This is a genomic window from Candidatus Brachybacter algidus (assembly GCF_016707225.1).
Lineage (GTDB): Bacteria > Bacteroidota > Bacteroidia > Chitinophagales > Saprospiraceae > Parvibacillus > Parvibacillus algidus.
Genome location: NZ_JADJID010000008.1, coordinates 17,352 through 33,220, shown reverse-complemented (window position 1 = coordinate 33,220; position 15,869 = coordinate 17,352). Strand labels below are relative to the sequence as shown.

General features: G+C 36.3%; 16 protein-coding genes. 9 read left to right on the top strand and 7 right to left on the bottom strand.

Going from position 1 to position 15,869, the window contains the following annotated elements:
• Positions 1-954 precede the first annotated feature (954 nt).
• The 3 genes from IPI15_RS18400 to IPI15_RS18390 are packed head-to-tail and all read right to left on the bottom strand — an operon-like array spanning position 955 to position 1,980.
• Positions 955-1,296 (bottom strand): hypothetical protein, encoded by a 342-nt coding sequence (locus IPI15_RS18400; RefSeq protein ID WP_287421703.1) that lies wholly within the window; start codon positions 1,294-1,296, stop codon positions 955-957.
• Positions 1,293-1,604: a hypothetical protein gene (locus IPI15_RS18395; RefSeq protein WP_287421702.1), complete on the bottom strand. Its 312-nt coding sequence runs from the start codon at positions 1,602-1,604 to the stop codon at positions 1,293-1,295. Before IPI15_RS18395 ends, IPI15_RS18400 begins: the two co-directional genes overlap by 4 nt.
• A 10-nt stretch (positions 1,605-1,614) precedes the next feature.
• Positions 1,615-1,980 (bottom strand): hypothetical protein, encoded by a 366-nt coding sequence (locus IPI15_RS18390; RefSeq protein ID WP_287421701.1) that lies wholly within the window; start codon positions 1,978-1,980, stop codon positions 1,615-1,617.
• A 36-nt stretch (positions 1,981-2,016) separates the two neighbouring features.
• Between IPI15_RS18390 and IPI15_RS18385 the strand changes: the two genes are divergently transcribed.
• Positions 2,017-2,259 (top strand): hypothetical protein, encoded by a 243-nt coding sequence (locus tag IPI15_RS18385; RefSeq protein WP_287421700.1) that lies wholly within the window; start codon positions 2,017-2,019, stop codon positions 2,257-2,259.
• Positions 2,260-2,913: 654 nt separating this feature from the next.
• On the opposite strand, the gene IPI15_RS18380 is transcribed toward IPI15_RS18385, so the two are convergent.
• Genes IPI15_RS18380 through IPI15_RS18370 form a run of 3 tightly spaced genes read right to left on the bottom strand, consistent with a single transcriptional unit; the run spans position 2,914 to position 5,041 of the window.
• Positions 2,914-3,297 carry a glycoside hydrolase domain-containing protein gene (locus tag IPI15_RS18380; RefSeq protein WP_287421699.1) on the bottom strand — a complete coding sequence of 128 codons (384 nt, stop codon included), beginning with the start codon at positions 3,295-3,297 and terminating at the stop codon, positions 2,914-2,916.
• A complete protein-coding gene (locus IPI15_RS18375) occupies positions 3,261-4,256 on the bottom strand; it encodes a GH92 family glycosyl hydrolase (protein ID WP_287421698.1) in 996 nt (331 codons plus the stop codon). The genes IPI15_RS18380 and IPI15_RS18375 overlap by 37 nt, the downstream gene beginning before the upstream one ends.
• On the bottom strand, positions 4,256-5,041 hold the full coding sequence (locus IPI15_RS18370; RefSeq protein WP_287421697.1) for a hypothetical protein: 786 nt from the start codon (positions 5,039-5,041) through the stop codon (positions 4,256-4,258). Before IPI15_RS18370 ends, IPI15_RS18375 begins: the two co-directional genes overlap by 1 nt.
• Before the next feature lie 833 nt (positions 5,042-5,874).
• On the opposite strand from IPI15_RS18370, the gene IPI15_RS18365 reads away from it, so the two are divergent.
• The 4 genes from IPI15_RS18365 to IPI15_RS18355 all read left to right on the top strand — a co-directional run bounded on the left by IPI15_RS18365 (position 5,875) and on the right by IPI15_RS18355 (position 9,251).
• Positions 5,875-7,467: a T9SS type A sorting domain-containing protein gene (locus tag IPI15_RS18365; RefSeq protein ID WP_287405328.1), complete on the top strand. Its 1,593-nt coding sequence runs from the start codon at positions 5,875-5,877 to the stop codon at positions 7,465-7,467.
• Positions 7,467-8,453 (top strand): PKD domain-containing protein, encoded by a 987-nt coding sequence (locus tag IPI15_RS18360; RefSeq protein ID WP_287421696.1) that lies wholly within the window; start codon positions 7,467-7,469, stop codon positions 8,451-8,453. Before IPI15_RS18365 ends, IPI15_RS18360 begins: the two co-directional genes overlap by 1 nt.
• The gene (locus IPI15_RS20045) at positions 8,453-8,701 is read left to right on the top strand and encodes a T9SS type B sorting domain-containing protein (RefSeq protein ID WP_353845332.1); all 249 of its coding nucleotides are present in this window, start codon (positions 8,453-8,455) and stop codon (positions 8,699-8,701) included. The genes IPI15_RS18360 and IPI15_RS20045 overlap by 1 nt, the downstream gene beginning before the upstream one ends.
• A gap of 352 nt (positions 8,702-9,053) precedes the next feature.
• Positions 9,054-9,251 (top strand): hypothetical protein, encoded by a 198-nt coding sequence (locus IPI15_RS18355; RefSeq protein ID WP_287405330.1) that lies wholly within the window; start codon positions 9,054-9,056, stop codon positions 9,249-9,251.
• A 214-nt stretch (positions 9,252-9,465) separates the two neighbouring features.
• Here IPI15_RS18355 and IPI15_RS18350 read toward each other — a convergent pair whose 3' ends face one another.
• Complete coding sequence (locus IPI15_RS18350) at positions 9,466-9,939, bottom strand: DUF4920 domain-containing protein (RefSeq protein ID WP_287405331.1); 474 nt, start codon at positions 9,937-9,939, stop codon at positions 9,466-9,468.
• A 919-nt stretch (positions 9,940-10,858) separates the two neighbouring features.
• Between IPI15_RS18350 and IPI15_RS18345 the strand changes: the two genes are divergently transcribed.
• The 4 genes from IPI15_RS18345 to IPI15_RS18330 all read left to right on the top strand — a co-directional run bounded on the left by IPI15_RS18345 (position 10,859) and on the right by IPI15_RS18330 (position 15,431).
• Entirely contained in the window at positions 10,859-12,517 is a 1,659-nt protein-coding gene (locus tag IPI15_RS18345) for a TonB-dependent receptor (protein ID WP_287421695.1), read from the top strand.
• 23 nt (positions 12,518-12,540) lie between these two features.
• Complete coding sequence (locus IPI15_RS18340) at positions 12,541-13,197, top strand: hypothetical protein (RefSeq protein ID WP_287421694.1); 657 nt, start codon at positions 12,541-12,543, stop codon at positions 13,195-13,197.
• A gap of 11 nt (positions 13,198-13,208) precedes the next feature.
• Entirely contained in the window at positions 13,209-14,066 is an 858-nt protein-coding gene (locus IPI15_RS18335; RefSeq protein WP_287405333.1) for a DUF4249 domain-containing protein, read from the top strand.
• 519 nt (positions 14,067-14,585) lie between these two features.
• On the top strand, positions 14,586-15,431 hold the full coding sequence (locus IPI15_RS18330; protein ID WP_287405334.1) for an SDR family oxidoreductase: 846 nt from the start codon (positions 14,586-14,588) through the stop codon (positions 15,429-15,431).
• The last annotated feature ends 438 nt before the right edge of the window (positions 15,432-15,869 follow it).

Below are 15,869 nucleotides of genomic sequence, written 5' to 3'. Positions count from 1 at the left end.
AAATTCCATCATACATGACACATCAAAACCAGGAGGGCATATCACTAGATCATTGCTTTCATATTCCACTGTGACAGTAGTTACACCTATAGTTGTAAGACCACATGAATTGGTAGCAGTAAAAGTAACAAGTGTCACCCCAAATGGATAAAATCCCGTCTGCATTTGCACCGCCATTATTAAAGCTAGTGATAACGATCGGCTGACCACAACCTGTGGCGGTGGCTAAGGCAAGATCGACCTGAGCTGTACAATTATTGGATATTAGTTGGCTCTATCGTTACATTTGGTGGTACTATAAGATTCGGTGCTGTAGCCCCAGTGACTGTAATGTTCTGGAAGATGAACGAACTTTTCCATCAGTTCTCCGGAAAGTAAGAAAAATATAAGAATCAATCGACCGTATATTGTTTGACATATACATCGCATCCATCCCCATTGATCGTCGTGTCTACATTGGCTGAAAAATAATTTCATTGCAGAATTCTCCCTAAAAGTATTGGACATCCTGTGACGCTTGTATCATTTATATTAGGATTGCAACCAGCCATATCCAGATCAGCAGGCCATAGTACGTCTCCTCTATCCAATGCGTTTGGATTGGTTACATTAAATGTTTTAGTGCAGGACGCTGAGTTGCCTCCAAATCTGTGTAGCCGTAAACAATGTCAATTGTACCTTCATACTATTGCAGTCCAACACAGAGTTTACCAAACCATGTGATCACAGGATCACCGCAATTGTCCGTGGCAGCTGGTAAGATGCCACCTCCCAGGATTGAGGGTATCGGTTTGGAAACATGTAAGTTCGATGTCTACATCAGCACCACAATTCATCTGAGGAAACTCTTTGTCTTGCACTGTTACAGTAAATGAGCAAGTAGTGCAGTTACTTTCATATTGGTCTGCACTTTAAAATCAAGTTATTAACTTGACCGACTTCATCACATGTATGTTACACAATTGTGTATGAATTATCGGTTGACTTTTTAATGGAAATAGTTAATGGACCTGCGCAATTGTCAGAATAATCAAAGCCCAGGCTATCGGCACATACGATGCCTGTCTCCGTATTTCCTAGCCCGACATTTATATTATGGCAAGTAAGGTATGGAGCTTGTTGATCTTCGACAGTCACATTATAAGTGCAGGTAGACGAATTGTTGCATCCATCATTTGCTCTGACTTCAATGATATGCTCACCGATGAGGAGCGAAGTAGAGGTGTTAAATACCAGTAATCCATCCACACGGAATGAAAATGTTACATTATTGCTGCAATTATCTGTGGCTATCACAGCCGGAAAAAGAATAATTGGCTACATAGATCCTGGGATGAGACCGATTGTAGTATCTGCAGGACAAAAATAATAGGAGCTGTAGTATCAATGGACATGATGAATTGAGTATCACGTGCACTAGGAGTATTATTACATTCATCCATTACTGTCCAGATTCTTCTAATTTTGAATCTACCCGGACAGCCCATTGGAATTGTTTTATCCACTTTACCAAACCAAGTATAACAGACGCCTCTCAAAGGATATCCCATCCAGGTCGGTTCACCTGTGACGGAAGTATCCTGGCTAAATTCACTGCAACTCATCGTAGTATCGTTAGAAAATACGATCTCCATCTAATACTGGTCGCAAGAACCTTACGGTATCCTGGCAGGTAGCTGAATTGCCTGAAGCGTCAGTGGCTTTGTAGGTTCTGACTATTTCAAAGGTATAAGGAGATGGACAAGTATAGTTTTTTTCTGTGTGACTTAGAATAGTCACGGTGGGCGGATTGGTGCAATTGTCAGTAACAGTCACCAATTCGGTATATGGAGGCTGTATACTATATATTTCTATACCGCATGGCAATTCTTTAGTAGCACATTCAAACGTTGGTGGCATTTTATCTTCCACAAAGAATTGTGTAGAACAAGTCTGGTCAGCGATAGGATCATAAATAACTGCTGTGAGAAAATGCCCCACATCATCACAATCAATAATCGGCGCTGACCTCCAACAATGGATAATTGTAGGGATGCAAAGTTAATATATGTAGGAGTAACAAAATATCCAGGCGTGATCTGGGACGTGCCGCTTTGGCTAATTGAAATGTTCACCCCTGCCAGGCAATTCAAAGCAGCCGCCTGTGCTGTGGCTGAAATAGAAATAACAGGAAGTTCTTCCTGTTGCTTTTTGTCAATCGCTTTGCCTTTTCTTTGTAAAAACTTCATAATTCTAACTGTAGTTTACTTAAATGAATAATGACCTATTCTGCAAGTGAAAAAGGCCAAAGGATAATACTTTTACTACCCTTTGGACAAGAAACCTTATTACAAAATATATCATACCGGTAAAGTCCGGGATTGAATACTGTTTTTGGGAAAACGCTTATTCTTACTTTTTAATAGTAGCCGGCCACGAATGACCGGCTTCACGGTTCTATTAAAAATTATTCTTTGATATTAGAAAATATACTTAATTATATATCTCTAATTATTCATTCTTTAGATATGACAAAATTATGTAATATGTTTGAGCTCACAATACCACCGAATAATTAAATATTAAATAATTTTATAATATATAATGAAATAATGGATATGAAGTTGATTCGCTGGATGCCTTGGTGCAGCATGGTTTAATTCATAAAAATAAGTCCTAAAGGAGGATTCTCAAGAATGGAATTGCTACCTGGCAAAATAGTTGTATTAAATAAAAATGTAATATAATAAGGTAAATTCAATACTTGTTGGGTAGAAAAAATAGTTATTGAATGATTTACCCGCTGCAAATTATGGTCTATCCGCCTCAGACTTTCCAAACTCCATATTTGGATCCTTATGCATCTGTATCACCATTTTTCCTCCTTTCATAATATCACTGTGCGTAATATAGGACTTCAGGTAAGGCTGATTATTAAACGTGATCCTCTGATATATTTATCTTTTGGATCTTTCTCTCCAAGACATGTATTTCGAATATCTTACCATTTGGCAGATGTAGTTTAAGATCTTCCATTCTTGGGCTTCCGATGACATATACACCATTCCCGGGATGCACCTGGTAGAATCCCATAGCAGACATCACATACCAAGCGCTCATCTGACCCGCATCTTCATTACCACATAAACCATCAGGTTGGGAAGTATACATACTATCCATCAATGTTCTCGTCATGGACGCTGTCTTCCATTGCTCACCTGCGAAATTATACAAATAGGGTATATGATGATTTGGTTCATTGCCCTGCGCATATTGACCGATTAATCCCGAAATATCCGGACTGGCTTCTTCCCCCATCGATCCACTTGCATTAAATAAGAGTCAAGTTTATTTGTAAAATATTTGTCACCTCCCATAAGTTTGATCAAACCATGCACATCTTGAGGCACGAGCCAGGTATATTGCCAGCCGTTGCCTTCACAATAATCATTCTCTCGATGTTTGGCTTCGAATGGACTAAATGGAGCACGGAATTGTCCATTCGCCAACTTTCCACGCATAAATTTTGTATTAGAATCAAAATATAATTTATACAATTTCGCTCTTTTATCATAGTATGCAGCATCCTCTGTCTTGCCCATAGATTTCGCCATCAAAGCAATACAAGCATCATCGATGGCATATTCCAATGCTTTGGCGACTGATTCATTGACAGAATCGGCTGGAATGAATGCTAATTTCTGAATGTATTGAATGCCGTTAATCTTTTGCATAGCTGACTGTTTCACTGCTTCATAAGCCAGATTCGCATCAAATCCCCTATGCCCTTTCATATAAGCATCCACGACCACAGGCACTGCACTATATCCGACCATCGTATTAGTTTCATTCCCGGACAAATGCCACACCGGCAGCTTACCTTGTTGCTTATATATATTAAGCATAGAATTAATAATGTCATCGATCCTTCCGGACTGAGTGATCGTCAATAAAGGATGCAAGGCGCGATAAGTATCCCAAAGTGAAAATAGAGTATAATTAGGTTTGCCATCGCCGGAATATACTTTCTGATCGCTGCCTCGATACTGGCCATTGACATCATCATACGTTGAAGGGAAAAAATAAGCATGATATAATGCTGTATAAAATATAGTCTTCAGATCACGTGATGCATCGTATTCTACGGTGGACAATTCCTTGTTCCAGGCATCAGAAGCATTAGTTTTTACTTTGTCAAAATTCCAGCCGGGTACTTCTGTTTGCATATTTAGCAAAGCATTCTCTGAACTGACTGCCGAAATTCCAACTTTAACCATCACAACTTCTTCTTTTGCAATGCAAATTTTATAATTGCTCTTGCACGAACAGTTGTTAGTTTACTTCCATCGATTGAAATTGAGTCATCATATAATTGAAAAGATTGCAGCCTTTGTGATAGTTTAATTGCAAAATAAACTTGTTGGTTTTTAGCCCAACCTTTCGACTGTCTATATCCAGTGATGATGGAATCATTTACCACTTCAATATGAGTTTCGACAGGACTATCCCACCCTGTACCGAAAGCGAGATCCAGGACGATATGTGAATTGTTATTTTCAACAAAAGTATATCGATGCATACCCACTCTTTTAGTAGTAGTCAAGTCAACTTTAACGTTATAATCTTTTAAGAAAACACTGTAAAATCCGGGCTTGCAGATCTCCTGATTATGAGAAAAAGAAGATCCATATCCGTCCGATAATTCATCTTTATTTGCTGGTTTAACTTTAACTTTTCCGGTAGCAGGCAGCAGTAAAATATCATTCCAATCGCCGATGCCGGTGCCACTCAGATGCGTGTGTGTGAATCCAAGAATTTCCTTACTCGCATAATTATAACCACTACACCAGTCCCATCCTTTGTCTATGTTCACCGGCCCTAATTGAACACCTCCAAACGGAACATTGGCGCCCAGAAAGACGTGGCCATGGTTAGCAGTGCCGATGAATGGATTGACAAAATCTATAGCTGACTTGTTGGTTTTCTGGGAAATAACAGTGCTTGGAAATAGGGTTAATACCGCCAATGAGTTGAGAAGTATAATTTTTAAAATGCGATTCATGATTATGTTTCTAGTTTTTATTCTTACACAATAGTAGAGAATTCATTTCAAATAATTGAGTAGATAATTTAAGAGTCGTTTTTTTATATTGATCGAAGCTCATATATATTTCGAAAATATGCTGAATTCTTAAAGATCAGTCTGAAAAGATATGCAACTCAAGGGAGAATCTTAAATTTTCACACATTAACATATATAATTTTACGAAATATGATATTTTTAAAAATTAAATTAAATGCATAATTATTTTACATTTATTTACTATTATTTATTTTCTATTCGATTATTTTTGAAAACATAATAAACATTAAAATACATTTTGATGTCAGTGAGGCCAACTTAATTACATGTAAAGAAAATTTTACATTTGGTTCAGTTAATAATGTCTAATTTGTGTTCATTATCAAAAAAGGGATATTAAGTACATCCAGATTTGGAATATAATAATGAATAACATTTTAACAATAACTCTTAACCCATAAAATAATTAACTTTTTACATTGATCTTAGCATGATTTTTAAATCACCTAATACACACACCACATATTTTACACTGAATTATGTTCAACTCTTTTGAACATTGATTTTCTTACTGCGATCTATACTGATAGGTCGATGATGTATTGTTTGCGCTGATCGCGTGAACTGAATGGTTGTGCTTAACCTCCTTTATGTGTATTTTTAAATTCAAAAAATTAAAATAATGAAAAATGTTAAATTCTTAATTTTTGCAATTATTATTATCTATAATTCAAATACGGCTCACGCTATTTCTCCATACTTGGAATCTCAATGTGGAACTACCTGTGGACAGGCTCAATTAATCTATAATTATGGAGAATAAAGTTTATAGTTGGACTCCTGTTGAAGCACCTTCTGTTCCAAGTACAGTTGATTGGTCGGGAACCTTGTATTTTAAAGTGATAAATCATTCAACTGGGGCGGTAGTTCTAAATCACTACAAAACAATAAATTTATTAAATGTAGTAGTAACATCAGTAGCTGGAGGAGGCAAACAGAGCGTTTTAGACATTTCAAGCGCAATCTTTCCAGTTGCAACAAATGGGGTTTTTAACGCTGCTCCTGGGCAGTACGATTTAATTTATTATTTATATGTGAAGCTTGAGAATTTACCATATTCATCAGGTTACAAATATATAGGGAGTAATAGTGTACCCTTAACAATTGATGCAAATGGGACTTCATTTCCAAAAGAAGTGACACAATCTCAAGTACAAAATACCAATACGCCAACAAGTTTAAAGGTAGATGGTTTTACCCTTGATCCTTCATCTACGACCCCAGTATATTCATGTAAATCTTTTTGGCCATTTAGAATTGATTTTTCAAATATTACAGAATGCAGAACCTACACGATTAAAGTCGATTATGCTGATGTTACTGCATTAGGATGTGGGGCTTCTCCAACTTATACTTCTGGACTAACTTATAATCTGAATGCAGTATATTCTGGAGGAATAATGCAAAATTATGTTGAACTTCCCAACTTCAACACTAACACTCCGATAATAAATTCTGGAAATAATGGTAAAACATTTAAACTAAAAATAACAATTAGTAATACAGGGGTAGCATACTGCTCTGCCGCTATAATTTACCGGTGTATAAGTGTTTCTGGTGCTGCTGCATCCACAAATCTAGAAATTGTAAATGGCGGGTATACAGCTCCGACAACCATAATTGGGTCAGCTCCATTGTTGACTTATTCATCTGTAAATTTTAATGCGGCTAGGAATGCCACTTATGCAGTATCTCAATTTAACATTTCTTTGGAAGCATCTAAAACAACTTCTGGACCTTGGGTAACAGTATACTCCGGAGCATACGCTACGCCACTTTCAGGAGGTATTCCAGATGTGCAAATAAATAGACTTCCTGCACCAGCTAATGCCACATTTGATTCATATCCTGGTCTTTCGATACCCACTTTTACCTCTTGGCCTCTTGTTTGGGGGATTAATCACGGATACATTTATTACAGACTTACTGTTTCGGTGCAAAATAATTGTAATACTGCAGCTTCTCAATTTTCATATTTTAAGCTAAACCTATCAAATCCATTAACAAAAGAATTAGGTGACCTTTTGGATATTTCTAATGAAAAACCTGAAACTTTTATGAATGAAAATATTGTAAGTAATATAAATGAAGCATTTAGTGAAGAATTGACCAATAAAATTGAAAATTATCCTAACCCCTTTAAGAATGAATTAACCTTCACTCATTTAGGCGAAAAGTCGGTAATTTTAATTTACGATCTTAATCAAAAGATAGTTGGTAATTTTGAATCGAATTCAGATAACTATACGTTTAATACAAGTAATTGGATGAGTTCAGTATATTTCTACCAAATTAGGAGAAATGATGGAACTGTTTCTGTAGGGAAAATAATTAAAATGGAATAATGATCAACCATTCATTATATAGAACTAACAAGTGCCATCATTTATGGCACTTGTTTATTATTATTATTTTTATTATTATAATATTTACTCAAAAATCATTTACTCAGGCGATCGGTCGTGTTGGTGTGGGGATTATTAATTCAGATGGAAAGGTAGATACTATTGGTACCGGAACTCAACCTCAATTTGCGTATGAGTTGTGTGAAGGTGCATGTTTTCAAGTAATTAGCCTAGATTTTACATTAGATCCAACTCAAGCAATATTGGAAGACACAATAATTTGGGAGTTTCAAACCGGGTTACCTAAAATCAGCATGGAAAATTCTCCATCCATCTGTTTTCCTATAATAACAACATTAGAAATTGTAACATTACACAGATTTGTAACAAATTTCCCATCAGGTCAGCCTTCCTTCAAATCATGGTATACAGAAACTTTCTATTTGATTGTGAAAAAATGTCCACCAGAAGCATTTTTCATCCAAGACAAGGAAATTGTTTGCCAAAATAATTTTGTTCAATTTTCAGATTCATCTTTTAGGCATCCTGATGAGTGGGAGTGGAAATTTGAAGGCGGCAAACCTTCTTTTTGGTCAGGCAGGAATCCTCCATGCATTGAGTATAATATTCCAGGTATATACCAGGTGTCATTATCGGTAAAAAACGATCAAGGAATTGATACTTTAATTAAATATAACACTATTGAAGTGTTCAAAGCTCCAATAAAACAGGATGGAATTGAAACTCATTTTGTAGGAATGTACGGTAGAGATACATTAATTAATTCATGTGTGAAAGGAGATATTTATAAATGGAAACCTTCAGAAGGCCTTTCATGTGATGATTGTGAACAACCTATTTTGAGATTTGGAGCAATTAAACAATATCTCTGTATAGTTTCTGTCGAAAATGGAGTGTGCTCTGACAGCTGCATTGTAAATATTAGAACAGAGATGGAACTACCTAAAATTTTCTTCCTAATGTAATCAGCCCAAATTATGATGGCATTAATGACATCTTTGAAGGCAGTTGGTCAAACGCCGAAATCCAGGAGTTACACATTTATGATCGGTGGGGGGGCGTAAAATACAGTTCGAATTCAAATTTTACATGGGACGCCACATATAAAGGACAAGAAGTTGATAATGGAGTGTATGTTTATTATGTAGTTTATAAAAATAACTTTACTGGAAGTAAGGAAGTTAAATCTGGAAGTGTTACAGTAGCAAAATGAGTGAATTTTAATTAGTGCTTTTCCTTTCGTGAACTTCCAAAACGAAATATTATTGATGCTTACTATTATAAATCAAGACTTTACTGTGAGAACTAAATACAATGGATTATATACATCTAAATCCCATCCAAGCAGGGTTAACTTATAATATACATAATGAATCAATATAATCAATGGAAAAAATTTGATCATTTTCATTAATTTTTAGTATTATATTCGTTAAATGGACTATTTTTGAAGAATATGAACTAGGGGAAGCAGGGTCAGAATTTTTTTAAAACAGTGGAAAAATAAAAACTTAATTAATATAGGTACTTGTTTTGATTGGGACATTTTTACTAACCAATATGATATGAAAATTGGAAATATAATATTAAGATTATATTATGCTCTTGGAATTTCTAGTTTACTTTTTATAGTAAACAACTATGGTCAGCCAGTTATTATTACTTTCAATGTAGTCTTAGGAATAGCAATGTTTGCAGCTTTGCTGTTTGTTATTATGTTAATTGAAAAATATTTTTTCAGAAAAGATGTTCAAAGTAAATAGTTATAGATAACATTGGAAATCATTTCTAAACGGTTTGTATTGGCCTGACCCCCTAAATACTGGATAGTTATTTTAGAAATTAAGTTTCTTCTTCAATATCAAAGTTGAAATTTTTATTTTCTATTATTATAGTTTCTCATAAATGAATAAGCAAAAAAAAATGCTCCCCAATATTTCATTGAAGAGCATGCTATTTTTTTATTTCGCAGAATAATTAATCCACTACAACCATACCACTTGCCATAAACCTGATCTCTGTCTTAGGTTCTGTGATGGCATCGATCTCATCTTGAGATTTCTTCGCGTCTTCAGCATAATGCTTCAGTTCTTCCACAGAAGTAGTCGTTAGTTTGGCCTCTCCTTCCAATACGACATTTTTACCTATTGCAGCGACAGGAACGAAGAATGCATAATCCTTCATTTTGACAAATGCTGTTGTATTATCATCCACAGCAAGTTCAATCCAACAACCTTTTGCTGAACAAACATCCAGCACCTTTGCTTTTACTTTAGTTTGAATGACAGGTTCTTTTTCAAGTTTGGCGGGAAGTTGAGCAATATCCATTGCACCCTTAGATTTAGGTTTTTTACCATAATAATCACCCACCTTTGCATCTCCGGCAGGAGGCTGAGCAAAAGTAACGATGGCAAATAGCGTAAATAGTGAAAACAATATTGATTTTAACATAATATATTTTTAATGGCGAAGATATAATTTTATTGGTTTTAAACAATATCTTGACAAATACAAAATAAGAGAATATAACTGCCGAAGAACGATTTTCCCCCTCGTTTGAGGGGGCCAAGGGGGAGAAAAATCCGAAGTTATTTAGATTATGTTTTGCTAGTTGTTAAAATCATTAGATTATGGCGTCTATCAACACCACGGCTGTCGCCACCCCCGCCTATTCAAGCGGGCAAGCATCTGCCAGAGGGGAAGTTGCGACTTTATTTCTTCTTTCATAGAACATTTAGATATACAGATCTAAACATATATCAATTAAATTGAAGTGAATGAATATGACCTCAAAAGGGGAAAATGTTCCCAACTGCACTTCTACCAATGCTGAAACAAAAAACCCCGGCAATATACCGGGGCTTTAAAAGCTTGTCTGCTTAAAAAATCTTGTAATAGAAAAGGTTCTTGTCCAAAACACAGTGACAAAATCCACTGCTGTCGATATGAAAAATTAAATTATCTTCCTTGTAGATGATTCTATACCGGAAAACTAACTATAAAAAATAAAATAATCAACGCTATAGTCACTACCATCCAGAGCCTGACATCTTTTACATACTGTTTTACTTCTTTTGTAACTGACATGTTTCTTGTTTATAAAAACGATTAATAATAATCGGCTCGTAAAAATATAAGGGACTTTCTACTCCCTTATGCTTGCAAATATGATACAATAACAATTAATCGTAATATCTTCCCTGAAAGCCACTGCCTGACTATTTTATGTTAAAAGTTTCTATATGGGATTTCTATCATATTATAGTTAAAATTATATGTTTGTGTATTTATAACTAAATCGCTGTTTTTTCGTTATACTTTCTTTCGCTTTCAAAAGCCCTATTTCAACACAGTTTTAAGCTATATGCATATGGTCATCAGATACACATTTAAGTTATTTTTAGTTCTGTCTTTCATTGGTTTTCAACAAATCGTCTCTTCAGCACAATCCAAAACAACTTTCTTCGGAACTATCACTGATGGGGAAACCGGAGAAACACTTATAGGTGCCAAGGTTGAAATCATTGATGCCAACAAAGCTACTGTGACTAATGAATATGGATTTTATTCTATAACAATTCCTGCTACTGATACAATCATCCTATCAGCTTCCTACATCGGTATGGAGACTTTCTACCAGCGACTTCCAGGCATGAATGATACCAAATGGAACATCGAACTCATGCCAGGCACTACTACGCTTGATGAAGTCATCATCGTGGCTGACCAACTCCGCGATAAAATGAGTTCTACCCAAATGAGTATGGAGCAGATCTCTGCTAAAACAAGTAAAGTCCTGCCTGCTTTGTTTGGTGAAGTGGACATCATCAAGACGCTTCAATTAAAAGCAGGAGTTTCATCCGGCTCTGAAGGTAGCACAGGTCTTTATGTCCGAGGTGGTGCAGGTGACCAGAACCTTATCATGCTTGATGAAGCCACCGTGTATAACGCCAATCACCTTTTTGGTTTCTTCAGTACCTTCAATTCTGATGCTATTAAGGATGTGCGTCTCTTTAAAGGTGGATTTCCTGCCCAATACGGTGGGAGATTGTCCTCTGTGATAGATGTCCGCATGAAAGACGGCAATAATAAAAAGTTAAGCGGATCAGGCGGCATAGGGCTTATCACCTCAAGATTAACACTGGAAGGCCCAATAGGTGAAAATACAAGTTTTGTAGTGTCCGGAAGAAGAACCTATGTGGACCTTATTACCAATGCAATAAATAAAAGTCAGGAAGATAAGCCTGATTTCAATAAGATACCGGGCTACAACTTTTATGACTTAAATGCCAAGATTAATACCAAGTTGGGAGAGAAAGACCGTATTTATTTAAGTGGATATTTTGGTAAAGACCAGTTCGCCCTAAAGGATAGCACGCTTGATCTTGGTTTTAGCTGGGGAAATGCCACTTTAACAGCACGTTGGAATCACATCTTCAACAATAAACTATTCGCCAATACGTCCTTCATATTTTCAGATTATAACTACGATATTTCTAATGAGATCAGTGGTTTTAGTTTTTCCCTCGGTTCTAAGATCAGAAACTATGCCGGAAAAATGGACTTTTCTTATAACCCAAATTCAAAACATTCCATTAAGATGGGTATATCTACGACCTATTATGATTTTACTGTAGGAAGGTTGAAGGCAGGCTCGGATGATGGATCCATTTCATTTAGTTCGGGCATAGACAGAACCGGCATGGAGTATGGGTTGTATGTATCTGATGAATTTGAGATTATAAAAAACCTTAAAGCTAATGCAGGCCTTCGTTTATCAGGATGGACGAGCAACAACTATTTCGATGGAGGCATTGAACCAAGACTGGCACTTTTATATGAAGTCAATCCTAGATGGTCTATAAAAGGAGGTTATGCCAGAATGAAACAATACGTCCACTTAATATCCAATTCCGGCATATCACTACCTACTGATGTGTGGTATCCCTCTACAGATGCTGTTCATCCACAACGATCTGATCAGGTTTCAGCAGGATTTAGTTACCTGATAGCTAAGGGCTCTTACTGACCAATGAATATTATTATAAATGGTTGAAAAATCAGGTTGATTTCAGAGATGGTGCCAATTTATTCCTGAATGAAGAGATCGAAAGGGAATTTGAATTCGGAAAAGGATACGCATACGGGACTGAAGTGAGTCTCGAGAAAGACTTTGGCAAACTATCAGGATGGATCGCCTATACTTTGGCATTTGTCAAGCGAGGAGGCTTCCCTGGCATTATGGACGGTAGATATTTCTCACCAAGATATGACCGAAGGAATGATATTAAAGTGGTCGCTACCTATAAATTCAACAGAAGATGGACCGCCTCAGCTACATGGGTATATGGATCAGGCGATCTGGCGTGGCTCCCTGGGGGAAGAGCTTTATTTCAGGATATAAAAGGCGGATCGATTGATCCTGTCACGCCTATTTATGGAGACCGAAACACGTTCAGACTTCCTGCTTATCATCGCGGAGATATTAGTGTAATTTATTATATGTTTCCGAAATGGGGAGAAAGTAATTTATCCTTGAGTATCTACAATGTCTATGATAGAAGAAATCCTTACTTCCTAACTCTTGAAACAGAATTTAAAACAGTAAAACAGGGTGAAGTCGAAGTAAAGATCCCTGAAAAGATCAATGCGAGACAAGTTTCTTTGTTTCCAATACTTCCTTCTATCACCTGGAATTTTAATTTCTAAAAGAAATAGTAATGAAAAATCTAATTATATTTTGCTTGTCGCTAATGACACTAGTTTCTTGCAATCTTAGTAAAGAAGTAGACATAAATCTAACAGTCTATGGTTCGCAGCCTGTGGTAGAATGTTACCTTATCCCCGGTGAACGATATCAACTCTTACTAACTAAGAGCAATAGCTTCTTTGATCCTCTGACGATAGATAATCCGGCGGCCTATCTTGAATCATTACTATTGAAAGGAGCTGATGTCAAAATCATTTACAATAATGATACAATTCAACTCCAGGAGACCCTAACATTTAATCCTGACAATGGTCAGATCTCCAATTATAGTGCGCAGGAAATCGTTCCTGATGATAGCAATTCGACATTTGAATTGCTCGTTACTCTTGCTGATGGAAGTACAATCACAGCTTCGACAATCATTCCTACGTTGGTCCGAATCGATAGCACCAAGGTGGAATATGCCAATCAGAATAAAACCAGAGCAACCATATTCATCTACCATCAAGATGACAGGAATACGTTAGACTTTTATCGAAGAATGATCCATGTATCATCCTTGGATAGCGCTGCACAGCAGGACTATACTACTGATGATAAGATCAATGACACAGAATCGGTAGCATACGGTACCTTTTATGAAAGGGAGGATAAAAAGTCTGTGGTTGGAGATACTTTAATATTCACATTAATCCATGTCACTAAAGAATACAACGACTTTTCTTCCAGCAAAAGTAATGCCAACTCTGCCAATGGCAATCCTTTTGGCCAACCAGGTCAGATCAAATCAAATGTATCAGGAATCAGTAAGCCAATTGGTATTTTTACAGGATTTAAGATTAGGAGGGATACGCTGTATATGCCGTGAGGGGGATGATGGGTAATAGCTGAGGGCTTATAGCTGATGGCTGATGGCTGATGGCTGATGGCTGATGGCTTTGTTCTGGAAAATTGATTAATTTGTTTCCAAAAGGGGGGGGTTAATTGAAAATGGAAAATTGAAAATGAGGCGGAGAATGGGAGGTACTGTATAATCTAATTTTGGGCTTATAGCTGATGGCTGATGGCTGATGGCTTTGTTCTGGAAAATTGATTAATTTGTTTCCAAAATAGAGGGTTTAATTGAAAATGGAAAATTGAAAATTGAAAATGAGACAGAGAATGGGAGGTGCTTTTTGATCTAATTTGATGCTTAAAGATTAAGGAATAAAGTTAATGGCTATTGGCTATTGGCGGATGGCTGATGGCTTCGATGTGGAAAATTGATAAATCTGATTACTCATTTTCCATTACCCATTAATCATTACTCATTACCGATTACCGATTACTGACCACTGACCACTAATTACTGACCACTAACCTCTGATAACCCATCACTTATCAAAAATTGCTGATTATTAAGTCCGGAATTTGCATATTTGCAAGACACAAGAAAAAGGACATGGACATCAAAGATAAATGGGTTTGGATCACGGGAGCTTCTTCAGGCATAGGAAGAGCACTAGCTATAGAATTTTCATATCATGGCTGCAATCTGGTGCTACTGAGCAGAAATATAGCGGAACTGGAGGTCACTGCCGGAAAATGCAACCCAAATATAAAGGCCATAATTCAATCTATAGACTTATCGGATCCTACCTCCATCACAGGCGCGGTGGCTCATCTCAGAGTTAAAAATACACCCCTGGATATTCTTGTCAATAATGGGGGCATCAGCCAACGTTCAGCAGCTATCGAAACCCAAGATGGAGTAGCCAGGAAAATTTTTGACATAAATTATTTTGGAACAGTGAATCTTACCAAAGCCTTACTGCCTCAAATGATTGAAAAAGGGGGAGGGCAAATAGCCGTCATCACAAGTCTGGTTGGCATCATTGGAAGCCCTAAAAGGACCTCTTATGCGGCAAGTAAACATGCATTACATGGATATTTTGACAGTCTTAGAGCGGAATTATTTAATGAAAAAATTAAAGTAACCATCATCTGCCCTGGATTCATAAGGACAAATATTTCTCTTTCTGCTGTCACCGGTGATGGACAAGCACAGAATAAAATGGATGAAAAAACAGACAGTGGTATGGAGCCATCCAAACTTGCTAAAATAGCTGTCAAAGGTATTGCAAACCAAAAAGAGGAAATATATATCGGCGGCAAGGAGATCCTTGCTATTTATTTAAAGCGATTTGTACCCGGTATTTTTTCAAGGATATTAAGAAATGCCAAGGTAACTTAAAAGTTATATTTTCGAAATTTTTGACTTGACATGTGAAGGGAAATCGGTATAAATCAATATTATATAGCAATAAATATTGCTCAAAATTACCGATAGTCAGACGAGATTGACACTTAGTCCGAAACTCCAGCTTATTTATTTAAAACAAATCATATTTGTGTAGAACATTGATTTACAAATCAGTTGTTTGTTTTTAATTGGGCTCAATTGAAAATTGATTTCTACGGTAGTAACTAAAAAATTGACACACTTACTAATTAGTTTACCTTTTAATCTCTGGTCATCATTTGAAAAAATTGAACACACTTAAGCATCACTAAAACGGAAATCACTTTGCTCAATTGCAATCACACTATGCAATTGAGCAGTTTTTTTTATTCACCTTCCACTTTCATTCTTTTTAATGAATATTGAAATTACTGTTCAACATTTTAATAT